Here is a 10,768-nt window from a genome sequence, read left to right on the forward strand (position 1 = left end):
CACTTGCCGACGATTACTTGACACTTTCCGCCATGCCCGCCGCCTCCCCGCTATCGACGCAGCGCGTCTACTACTCGAGCACCTACGTGCGGCTGTTGTTCGACTATCTGTCCGAGCAGGGCAAGGATGCCGTGCACGTGCTCGGCGAGGCCCGGCCACCCGAGGACGATCGCGGGCTCACGCTGTACGCGAGCGCCCACTGGCGGCGCCTGCTCGAATGCGCGACGCGCGCGCTCGACGATCCGCTGCTCGGCCTGCACGTCGGCCAGCGAATCACGCCCGCCCATCTCGGTGCGCTCGGCTACGCGTTGCATGCGTGCCGCGATGCCGGCGCCGCACTCGCACGCTGGCAGCAGTACGAACACCTGATCGCGAACGTCGCGCGCATGGAAGTGCGGATCGAGGCAACGTCGGTCGCGATCGAATGGCACGACGCGCCCGAGCCGCTCGGCCCGCTCGTCGACGAAGTCGCGCTGACTGCCGTCGTCCAGTTCGCGCGCAACATCACCGGTACGCATCACGGGCCCGACGAGGTCTGCTTCATGCATCCGTCGCCCGGCGACGAGCAACCGTACATCGATTATTTCGGCTGCCCGGTGCGATTCGGCCAGCCCGTGAACCGCCTCGCCTTCCCGCTGCACCTGCTCATGCAGCCGCTGCGCCAGCCGGACGACGCGCTGCTGCAGATGATGGAACGCCAGGCGAGCGCGCTGCTTGCCGAGCTGCGGCAGACGGACGATCTCGAACAGTCGGTGCGCGAAGCCGTCGCGCGCCTGCTGACGCAAGGCGAAGCGAGCCTCGAACAGATCGCCGCAGACCTGCATGTGTCGTCGCGCACGCTGCATCGGCGCCTTGCCGAACTCGGGCTCAATTTCCGGATACTGCGCGAGGACACGCGGCGGCGGCTCGCGATCGACCACCTGAACGATCCGCGCCTGACGCTCGCGGAAGTCGCGTGGTTGCTCGGCTATTCGGAGCACAGCGCCTTTACCCGCGCCTTCCGGCGCTGGACCGGCGAATCGCCGCAGCAGTGGCGCAGCCGGCAACCGGCGCGGGCCGCGAACGTCGCGCGCGGCTGAGCGCGGCACGCAAGCGTGCCGCCGACGAACTCGCGTCCGCCCGCGCGGTCGAACGAGCATCGCCGGAGAATTCCATGAAACGCGCTGCTGCTATCGCTGTCCTGACCCTGCTGGCCGTCTTCAGCTTGCCGGCCGCCGCCGGTGCGCCGTCCGGCAGCGCCGAGCCCGCGCCCGTTCAAGCGCACGCAAGAAACTGCGTGCCGTCCCGCGACGCCACGCCCGACGCGCGCTCGCCGTCGAAGGCACCGCCGATCCGCGTATGCGTCAGCGATTCCAATACGCAACTGAACCTGCCGTGGTTCCTGACCGATGTGCTCACCGCGGTGGATACGCATCAGTCGGGCGGTGACCTGCTGCGCAAGATGCGCAACGATTTCTGAATCGCGGCCGCGCGCGACGCGCCGGCCCCGCATCCTTCACGTGTCTTCCGACGCCTGCAGGACCTGGATGAACGTGGCGACCATGGCCGCCCACATCACGGGGTCGGCGATGCTGCGCAGCAGCGCGAGCAATTCCTTTCGTTCACCTTTCGAAAGCGGCCCATGTGCGCCGCTGATGGTGTTGTAGCGCGGCGTACCGCGCGAAGCGAGCGCGCGGTCGAGTGAGTAGTGGCGGGCTTGCCCGTCCACGGCAATCCGGATCCACAGCGAGCCGCCGTCGGCTGCGGCGGCACCATCGGTCACGATGACCGTGGGCACGGCACTTTCTTCCATTCCGAACCATCAGCAAGAAACGCGACCGTACCGCGCAGCAACCGCGCGAACGCCACCGGCAAGTCGATGAAGACAGCATCCCGAAAGAATGTTTCCTGTCGAGACACAATGACAAAACTACACCAATTGTTGAATAACAATATTTCGCAATCTCTGATCACATCTTATACTTGCCGCGCACCATCCTCGTGCCAAAGAGACGGTGTTTTTTCGTCCCGGCCGCAAGACCATGCGGCCGGGGGTTTTTTCGGTGTGCTACGTCTATATACATGCGCCATATGCACATGTTTACAGAGGCAAGCCTCCGGAATGATTGGCCGATGGCGACGGGTAGCATCGATCGCTTTGTGATACCGGTACGCACCGCGCATGGCCCGAACCCGGCATGACGCACGCGCGCCGTGGGTGTATCGACCGGTTCGACTCGCCTCTCCATACACACAACACCAAAGGCGACCGCGGGAATGTCAGCGTTCACGCCAGGCTCGAAGGCCGTTTTCCAGCGCAGCGGCACATGGCCGCGGGTCGCCTTTTTCGCCGCCGTAATCGTTTGCGTGCTCGTGCCGGCATTCGCGATCGCGCTTGCCGATCGCTACGCGCGCGACACCGTCACCGAGCATGAACGCATCATCGCAAACGACATCGTGGCCTCGGTGGACCGCATCCTGGACGGTGCGCGCCTGCGGCATGTGGACGAACTGACTGCGCTCGTCGGGCGGCCGTGCCCGGCGGTATTCCGGACGCTCGCCGAGATAGGCACGCGCCTGCGCTATCTGCGCGCCGTCGCGCTGGTGCACGAGGGCCGTGTCATGTGCTCGTCGGCGCTGGGGGCGATCGACCTGCCGCTCGACGCGTATACCCATGAGCCGGAACCGGGCTCGACGCTCGTCACGCTGCTGCGCCAGACGCCGTTCCAGCAGGGCATTCCGGTGCTGCCGGTGTTTTACGCGACCGCACCCGGCGCGGGTGTGCTCTACCTGATCGAAGGCGACTACGTGGCCGACGCGCTCGCGCACGGCGCCCGCTACGGGACGGAAACCGCGACGCTGTCGATCGCGGGTTCGGGCCATCTCGATCAACACGGGAAGTTCACGCCGGAGTCGGCCACGGAACCCGCAGGCGGGAGCACGATCGTGTCGCCCCGCTGGCCGTTCACGGTGCAGGTTGCCGCATCCGCGCACTATGCGTCGCAGGTCCGGCAGCACTATCGGATGATCGGCATCACGATCGTGCTGCTGGCGGACGGCCTCGTGATGGCGGCCTACCTGCTCGCGATGGCGCCGCGCCGGCTGTTGCTGAAGGCGGTGCGCAATGCACTCAGGCGCGACGAGCTCCATGTCATGTACCAGCCGATCGTCGATGTCGAAACGCGCAGGACCGTCGGTGTCGAGGCGCTGCTGCGCTGGCAACATCCCAAGTGGGGGGCCATCAGCCCGGCCGTGTTCATCCCGCAGGTCGAGTCGAGCGCGGTGCTGCCGAAAGTGACCGAATTCGTGCTGCGGACAGCCGTTGCGGAACTGTCCGCGCTGACACCATGCGTGCCGCTGCGCATCGCAATCAACATCGCGCCGAAGGATCTCGAGCGCACGCGGTTCGTATCCGTCGTCGACGAGGCGATCCGCGCGCTGCCACCCGGCTTTACGCTGGTGCTCGAAGTGACCGAGCGCATCCTGCTCGAGAGGAATGCGCGGACCACCGCGATGTTCCATGCACTACGAGCGAAAGGCGCAAAGTTCGCGATCGACGATTTCGGCACGCATCACAGCAATCTCGACATGCTGTCGCGCTTTCCGTTCGACTACGTGAAGATCGATCGCCAGTTCGTCTCGCAACTGAACGGCGGGGGTGCCGGGTTGATCGAGGGGATCGCGTCCGTTGCGCACCACTACGATCTGAAGATCATCGCGGAAGGTGTGGAGACCGAAGTACAGCATCGCGCGCTGCATGCGGTCGGGATTCAGTATGCGCAGGGCTATCTGTATCAGCGGCCGCAGCGGGTGGAGCATTTGAAGCTGGATCGTGCGTGGGTGTCGGTGTAGCGGCGTTGCCGCCGCCCCCTGCACGCCGACGATTACTGCGCGCCGTATTGACCGCCCAGGCGCACGCGGCCCTGCTCGACCCAGCCTTCGAAGTCGTCGCCGGTCTTGCCGTTGATGTACATGATGTTGTACCAGCGCCCGTGAGACTTGTAGACGGTCACCGAATCGCCGGGAATGATGAAGGTCCGCTTCGTCATGCATTGTGCATCGGGCGCCGAGAAGAAGTATGCGCGCCCCGCGCCGATGACCGTGCCCGAAGCGGGCGGCCGGAAGTTGTCGTCCGGGCCGCTCGTTGCCGCGTCGAGCTTTGTGCAGTCCACCGCGCTTTTTGCGTACGCACCGTTCGTGCCCACGCACGCGCCGATCGCGAGCATCGCGATCGCGATGCGCTTCGTCATTTTCATCTGCATGATCCGTTATTGACGTCGTATTGTCGTATCGTTTTGCCGGCTCTCTACCGGCACGTGCTCAATCCTGTGCGACCGTCGCCTGCTCGACGCCAGCCGCCTCCGGGCGATGGCCAAGCCGCTCGGAAATCGCCTGCCCTGCCTCCTTCAACAGCGCGACGTAATGCGCCTTCGTGTCCGCGCCGCACCGCATCGTCGGGAACGACAGCGACAATCCCGCGATCACGCGATCGAAACGGTCGAACACGGGCACCGCGAGACACAGCAGGCCATCTTCCTGCTCCTCGTTGTCTTCGCCATAGCCCTGCTGCCGCACGTGCGGCAGGATGCTCATGACCGCATCCGCCGACGCAAGCGTCTTCGCGGTCGACTTCCTGAACTCGATGCCGGCCAGCACCGTGCGCGCTTCGCCGGGCGTCATCCACGCGAGCAGCACCTTGCCGATCGCCGTGCTGTACAGCGGGTTGCGCCGGCCAATCCGCGACTGCATCCGCAGGCCGTAATCGGCGTCGATCTTGTGGATGTAGATGATCGCATCCTCGTCGAACGCGCCGAGATGCACGGCTTCGCGCGTCAGCTGCCCGATGCGGCGCATCTCGAGATCGGCCTCGCGCACGAGGTCCACGCTCTCCAGCGCCTTGCTGCCGAGTTCGAACAGCCGGATCGTCAGCCGGTAGCGGTCGGTCTCGCCTTCCTGCGCGACGTAGCCGAGCGTCTTCAGCGTCTGCAGGAAACGATGCACCGTCGTCTTCGACATGCCGAGATGCTGCGACAGTTCGCTGATGCCGATCTCGCGGCGATCGCCGAGCGCGGCAAGGATCGTGAAGACCTTGCCGACGGCGGCAACCGAGTCGGCCTTTTCGGCCGCACCTGCCGCCGACGGATCGGCTTCGGATCCCTGGTTCGCCTGATCGCCTTTGCGCTGTCTGGGCGTTGCTGTCATGTCCGTGAATCCGTGAGAGGCAAATCGGGAGAGCATAACGCGTTCGCCGTGCGGCGCGGTCAGCGCGCGAGCCACCCACCGTCGACGGCAAGCGTGTGACCGTGCACGTAGTCCGATGCGCGCGACGCAAGAAACACCGCCGCGCCCGCAAGATCGTCCGGCACGCCCCAGCGGCCGGCCGGGATGCGGCCGAGGATTTCGTCACTGCGCCGGCTGTCCTCGCGCAGTTGCGCGGTGTTGTCGGTTTCCATGTAACCGGGCGCGATCGCGTTCACGTTGATCCCGCGCGCAGCCCATTCGTTCGCGAGCAGGCGAGTGAGGCCCAGTACGCCGCTCTTCGACGCCGTGTACGACGGCACGCGGATGCCGCCCTGGAACGACAGCATCGACGCGACGTTCACGATCTTGCCACCGCGCCCCTGCTGCACCATCCGGCGCGCGACGGCCTGCGACAGGAAGAACACGCTCTTCAGGTTCACGTCGATCACGGTGTCCCAGTCGGCTTCGGTGAATTCGAGCGCATCGCAGCGGCGGATCATGCCCGCGTTGTTGACGAGGATGTCGACGTGACCGAACACGTCGACCGCGCCGCCGACGATCCGCTCGACCGGCTCGAGCGTCGACAGATCGGCGCGCACGTCGACGAAACGCCGGCCGGCCGCTTCAATGCGCGCCGACGTCTCGTCGGGCGCCGACCGGTTCGCACCGACGATGTCGCATCCCGCCGACGCGAGCGCGACGGCCATCGCCGCGCCGAGCCCCGTGTTGCAGCCGGTGACGATCGCGACCTTGCCGGTGAGGTCGAACAGGCCGGCGAGCGCGGCACGCGTATCGGCGGCAGGAAGATCGGGCGTATCGCGTTTCATGATGTCAGCGCAGGTCGGCAACGGCGACGTGATCCATGTCCTTGAACACCTGGTTCTCGCCCGCCATCCCCCAAATGAACGTGTACGCCTTCGTACCGACGCCCGAATGAATCGACCAGCTCGGCGAGATCACCGCCTGCTCGTTGTGCACGACCACGTGGCGCGTCTCGTGGGGCTCGCCGAGCAGGTGGAACACGGCCGCGTCGGCGGCGAGGTTGAAGTAGAAATACACCTCCATCCGGCGCTCGTGCGTATGGCATGGCATCGTGTTCCACAGGCTGCCGGGCTCGAGCTTCGTCATCCCCATCGACAACTGGCAGGTGGGCAGCACGTCGGGCACGATGAACTTGTAGATCGTGCGGCGGTTGCTCGTGGCCGCATCGCCGAGCGTTTCGGGCGATGCCTGCGCGAGCGTGATCGTGCGCGTCGGATACGCGGTGTGGGCCGGTGCGCAGTTCAGGTAGAACTTCGCGGGATGCGCGCGATCGTCGCTGCCGAACACGACACCCTGCCCGCCTTGCCCGATGTAGATCGCCTCCTCGGTGCCCACCGCGTGACGCTGCCCGTCGACCTCGACCCAGCCGGGCCCGCCGATGTTGATCGCGCCCAGTTCGCGCCGCTCCAGCAGATGGCTCACGCCCATCGCGGCGCCGAGCGACGCGGGTACCTCGACCGGCCGCGTGGCCGGCCACGCGCCGCCGACGACGATCCTGTCGATGTGGCTGTAGGTGAGCGACAGCGCGTCGGGCGCGAAGATGTTCTCGATCACGAAATGCCGGCGCAGGCCGGCCGTATCGAGCGTTCTTGCGTGTTCGCTGTGGATGCCCTGCCGAACTTCCATGCCGGTTCTCCGTGGGGAATGGACATGCCGCCGGCACCCGCACCGACGATCGTCCTGACGAAGATTGAAGCACACATTCCTCAAATTCGGAACGACGATCCGGATTTTTGATTCGACGCCCTCGGCCGATAAATTCCTTTTGGATCAATGCCATCGCATCTTACGGGTATACGACTATCATCGATACTCACAAAAACGGAACGTCATTCCGAATCATGTCCTATAGTCAGTCAGCAGACATCATTCGATAACGGGACGCATCGACGTCCACGGAGGAGACGTGAAGCTGAAACAGGCCATCGATCGCATCCCCGGCGGGCTCATGCTGGTCCCGATGCTGCTCGGCGCATGCGTGCACACGTTCGCACCGAACGCCGGGAAGTACTTCGGCTCGTTCACCAACGGCCTGATCGCGGGCACGGTGCCGATCCTCGCCGTCTGGTTCTTCTGCATGGGCGCGACGATCAACCTGCGCGCGACCGGCGTCGTGCTGCGCAAATCGGGCACGCTGCTCGCGACGAAGCTCGTGGTCGCATGGCTCGCGACGGTGATCGCCGCGCAGTTCATTCCCGACGACGGCATCAAGACCGGCCTGTTCGCCGGCCTGTCGCTGCTCGCGATCACGACGTCGATGGACATGACCAACGGCGGCCTCTACGCGGCCGTGATGCAGCAGTACGGCAGCAAGGAAGAAGCCGGCGCATTCGTGCTGATGTCGATCGAATCGGGGCCGCTCGTCAGCATGCTGATTCTCGGCGCCACAGGCGTCGCGGTGTTCGAGACGCGGCTGTTCGTCGGCGCGGTGCTGCCGTTCCTGATCGGCTTCACGCTCGGCAACCTCGATGAGGAACTGCGCGAGCTGTTCGGGCGCTGCGTGCATCCGTTGATCCCGTTCTTCGGCTTCGCGCTCGGTAATGGCATCGATCTCAACGTGATCGCGAAGAGCGGGCTGCCAGGCATCGCGCTCGGGCTCGCCGTGATCGTCGTGACAGGTGTGCCGCTGATGCTCGCGGACAAGCTTCTGGGCGGCGGCAACGGCACCGCCGGGCTCGCCGCTTCGTCGACGGCCGGTGCCGCGGTGGCGAACCCGGCGATCATCGGCGAGATGATTCCGAAGTTCAAGCCGATGGTGCCGGCCGCGACGGCGATCGTCGCGACCGCTTGCCTTGCGACGGCGATTCTCGTGCCGATATTGACGGCGATGTGGGCGAAGCGGGCGGCGAGGATGTCGGGGGTGCCGATGCAGGTTGCCGCGCGCTCGTCGCCGGGACGGGCGATCGAGCATGAGGGGCATGTTTGAAGGGTGTCGGTTCGAGTCTGGCCTCCGGCCCCGCTTCAAGTCAGTCGATGGTCGATGGCGTAAAAACCCCGGAAAATCGAAGCGTTTCCCGGGGTTTTTGTTCACCGGTGCTTTCGTGCATTTCGTGGCGCGCTCACGAATCCGGACGTTGACGTGAATCCGCCGCGTGGCGCTTCAGTCGAACGTATGCACTACAGCGGACGCCTTGGTAGCGATCAGCCAGCTTCCATCTACCTTATGCATGACGAAATGATCGTTGAAGAGCTTGTTTCCGATTCGCACCCGTACGGTAGCCGTTGAAAGGCTGTCCGAGATATTCTCCGTCGACAGGATCGCTTCATCTCTCGGCGCGCCGATCGATCGAGGACTCTGCCTCCCGTGGATGAGTGCCGCATACTCCTGCGACGACAGCGTGCGCAACCGGCCTTCATCCACCCACTGAATCAGGCAACTCGGGTGAAAAACCGAGTCGAAGTCACGGCTCTTCGGTTCATAAGCCAGATTGAAATAATCCTCGATCAAGGCGACGACGGCTTGGGTCTGGGTCATGGCTTGCTTTCCTCGGTAGTGAACGGCTCGTATAGTGAGCGATCGTCCCCGCCCTCGGCTACGGCGCCCCGGTTATCGCTGCCATTACAGGAACACATGGATCATGGAAGACCTCGATGGAGGGCTCGTCAGCGGCTTGCTGGTTCTGGCAGCCATCGCCGAATCCGGGAGCTTCGGCCGTGCCGCATCTCGTCTGGGCAAGACTCAACCGGCGGTCAGTCGCGCCATCCAGCGACTGGAGGACCGCCTGCGCGCGAAGCTCGTGCAGCGCACCAGCCGGCATGTCGAAGTGACGGACGCCGGCCATGAACTGTTGTCCAAGGTGCTGCCGTTACTCCAGGGAATTGAAGAGGCAACCGCCGGCGCATCTCACCAGACCGCGATCGTCAACGGAACGCTCCGTGTGGCGTGCGATGCCGTTTTCGCCCGCCTGGTGCTGGCGCCGGAGCTGGCCCAGTTCATGAAGGATCACCCTGCGCTTCATGTGAAGCTGGAGACCCGGAACGACCTCCCGGACCTGATCAGCGACGGATTCGATCTCGCCATCCGGTTCGGACCGCCAACCGTTTCGACCCTGGTCTGCCGCAGGCTGTACAGTCCGCGGGTCCTGACCGTGGCCGCGCCGTCGTACCTGGAGCAACGCGGTCGGCCGAGGTCGCCGCAGGATCTGGTCGACGATGGCCATGAATGCATCCTGGCCATCGATCCGGCGACCGGCAGGCCCTTCGATTGGGAGTTCTGGCGTGACAACGAGAAAGTGAAGGTGGCCGTCAGCGGGAAGCTCATGGTCACTGATGCAGGAACCAAAATCGGCGCCTGCCTGGCGGGCTACGGGATCGCTCAGGTGATCGACCTCGGGATCGACAGCCACCTGCGGGCGGGCACGCTGGAGCCGGTGCTGACGGACTGGTGCGACGAGACGTTCCCGCTTTACGTCTACTATCCGAGCCGGAACCACGTGCCGGCCAAGGTACGGGCGTTCATCGACTTCGTTGTCGGGATGATGCCGGGGCTGCGGTCGAAAGGTAGTGATGCTGGCGCTGGCCGGCAGCCGTCAGTGGCGGTGCTCGAAACGCTGCGTCGGTTGTCATCCGCCTGATTCGTTCCTTGCATCGTGTCGTTTCAGGTTTGCCGGTTCGCGATCGATACGGTGTCGATCAATGTTAGAACAGCCACGCCCCGAGCCTCTGTGCTCGAACTCGCCGTCGACGCATAGTGACGCCAAAGTGGCATGCAATCGCCGCGCGACGCTGGCCCCTCAAACCGTCCAATTCAACGCGCACGGAATGGCGCGTCGCGCAACGGGTCGCCGTCACCTGATTGCGCGCCGGACTTCACGCGCTCGCCGAGCCCACGCTGGAGATGACCGCGACGCGCACGACGTCCCGCGTTACCCAACCGGTAGCTGGAATCCAGGTTGGGTGGAGACGGTGGCGAGTGAAGAAAGTCAGCAAGCGGGCGGATGGTCGGGATCGGACCGGCAAGTGTCCCGATACGTATCGTCAACAGCGCGCAGAAATGCATTCCGTCCGCTCTCCAATGCCGTCGCAGTGTGCTCGTCCGGCGATACGGGCATGACGCGACCATCCGGAGACATCGAATATCCGAGATCGACAAACACGTCGTCCGGTGCCCGCTTCGATCCGATCCAGTAGCCAATCGTCACCGCATCGGCAATACCCGTCGCACCGTTGTAGCCGACTTCGATTCGTTCGACCTTGAACACTCGCGACCTCATTTTCTCCGCATAGGCCAGTACTTCGGCAACGGTTGCACCATCTTTTGTCCGGTGTCGCTTGACTGCCTGTATCCAGCCGGCCTCCGTGGCTGCCGGCAGTATCTTCAGTTTCGGCGCGGCGAGTAGCGTACTCCCGCTTCCACACAGACAAGCCGTGACAACAGCATACGAGGCAACACGTGCGACACGATCCATCGTGATTTTCATTGAACGACGCCTGATTGGTTGAATCGACCCCGAATCTTACGATCATTACACGCCATACAGGGCACAACATCTCCCCCCCCCCATTC

The 10,768-nt window shown here is 64.6% G+C and carries 12 protein-coding genes; 5 read left to right on the plus strand and 7 right to left on the minus strand.

Annotated elements, in window-relative coordinates; all coding sequences use genetic code 11:
* Positions 1 to 32 precede the first annotated feature (32 nt).
* Entirely contained in the window at positions 33 to 1,079 is a 1,047-nt protein-coding gene (locus C5O79_RS26465; RefSeq protein ID WP_122474658.1) for an AraC family transcriptional regulator, read from the plus strand.
* A gap of 74 nt (positions 1,080 to 1,153) precedes the next feature.
* Positions 1,154 to 1,459: a hypothetical protein gene (locus tag C5O79_RS26470; protein WP_122477262.1), complete on the plus strand. Its 306-nt coding sequence runs from the start codon at positions 1,154 to 1,156 to the stop codon at positions 1,457 to 1,459.
* A 36-nt stretch (positions 1,460 to 1,495) separates the two neighbouring features.
* Here C5O79_RS26470 and C5O79_RS26475 read toward each other — a convergent pair whose 3' ends face one another.
* Positions 1,496 to 1,792 carry a hypothetical protein gene (locus C5O79_RS26475; protein WP_046548929.1) on the minus strand — a complete coding sequence of 99 codons (297 nt, stop codon included), beginning with the start codon at positions 1,790 to 1,792 and terminating at the stop codon, positions 1,496 to 1,498.
* 464 nt (positions 1,793 to 2,256) lie between these two features.
* Here C5O79_RS26475 and C5O79_RS26480 point away from each other — a divergent pair, with 464 nt between their 5' ends.
* Positions 2,257 to 3,831, plus strand: a complete 1,575-nt coding sequence (locus tag C5O79_RS26480) for an EAL domain-containing protein (protein ID WP_236862354.1) — start codon at positions 2,257 to 2,259, stop codon at positions 3,829 to 3,831.
* 32 nt (positions 3,832 to 3,863) lie between these two features.
* Here the strand turns inward: C5O79_RS26480 and C5O79_RS26485 are convergent, their stop codons facing one another.
* The 4 genes from C5O79_RS26485 to kduI form a co-directional block, all read right to left on the minus strand.
* Positions 3,864 to 4,235 carry a hypothetical protein gene (locus tag C5O79_RS26485; protein WP_046549500.1) on the minus strand — a complete coding sequence of 124 codons (372 nt, stop codon included), beginning with the start codon at positions 4,233 to 4,235 and terminating at the stop codon, positions 3,864 to 3,866.
* Positions 4,236 to 4,299: 64 nt separating this feature from the next.
* The gene (gene kdgR, locus C5O79_RS26490; protein WP_046548927.1) at positions 4,300 to 5,181 is read right to left on the minus strand and encodes a DNA-binding transcriptional regulator KdgR; all 882 of its coding nucleotides are present in this window, start codon (positions 5,179 to 5,181) and stop codon (positions 4,300 to 4,302) included.
* A 59-nt stretch (positions 5,182 to 5,240) separates the two neighbouring features.
* Complete coding sequence (kduD, locus tag C5O79_RS26495) at positions 5,241 to 6,047, minus strand: 2-dehydro-3-deoxy-D-gluconate 5-dehydrogenase KduD (protein ID WP_046548926.1); 807 nt, start codon at positions 6,045 to 6,047, stop codon at positions 5,241 to 5,243.
* A 4-nt stretch (positions 6,048 to 6,051) separates the two neighbouring features.
* Complete coding sequence (kduI, locus tag C5O79_RS26500; RefSeq protein ID WP_131931876.1) at positions 6,052 to 6,888, minus strand: 5-dehydro-4-deoxy-D-glucuronate isomerase; 837 nt, start codon at positions 6,886 to 6,888, stop codon at positions 6,052 to 6,054.
* A 280-nt stretch (positions 6,889 to 7,168) separates the two neighbouring features.
* Here kduI and kdgT point away from each other — a divergent pair, with 280 nt between their 5' ends.
* The gene (gene kdgT, locus C5O79_RS26505) at positions 7,169 to 8,188 is read left to right on the plus strand and encodes a 2-keto-3-deoxygluconate transporter (RefSeq protein WP_131931878.1); all 1,020 of its coding nucleotides are present in this window, start codon (positions 7,169 to 7,171) and stop codon (positions 8,186 to 8,188) included.
* 174 nt (positions 8,189 to 8,362) lie between these two features.
* On the opposite strand, the gene C5O79_RS26510 is transcribed toward kdgT, so the two are convergent.
* Complete coding sequence (locus C5O79_RS26510; protein ID WP_047852003.1) at positions 8,363 to 8,737, minus strand: nuclear transport factor 2 family protein; 375 nt, start codon at positions 8,735 to 8,737, stop codon at positions 8,363 to 8,365.
* Positions 8,738 to 8,840: 103 nt separating this feature from the next.
* Here C5O79_RS26510 and C5O79_RS26515 point away from each other — a divergent pair, with 103 nt between their 5' ends.
* The gene (locus C5O79_RS26515) at positions 8,841 to 9,836 is read left to right on the plus strand and encodes a LysR family transcriptional regulator (RefSeq protein WP_131931880.1); all 996 of its coding nucleotides are present in this window, start codon (positions 8,841 to 8,843) and stop codon (positions 9,834 to 9,836) included.
* A gap of 348 nt (positions 9,837 to 10,184) precedes the next feature.
* On the opposite strand, the gene C5O79_RS26520 is transcribed toward C5O79_RS26515, so the two are convergent.
* Positions 10,185 to 10,682 (minus strand): hypothetical protein, encoded by a 498-nt coding sequence (locus C5O79_RS26520; RefSeq protein WP_131931882.1) that lies wholly within the window; start codon positions 10,680 to 10,682, stop codon positions 10,185 to 10,187.
* Positions 10,683 to 10,768 lie beyond the last annotated feature (86 nt).

Origin of the sequence: Burkholderia sp. SRS-25 (genome assembly GCF_004343765.1) — a bacterium.
Taxonomy (GTDB): Bacteria; Pseudomonadota; Gammaproteobacteria; order Burkholderiales; family Burkholderiaceae; genus Burkholderia; species Burkholderia contaminans.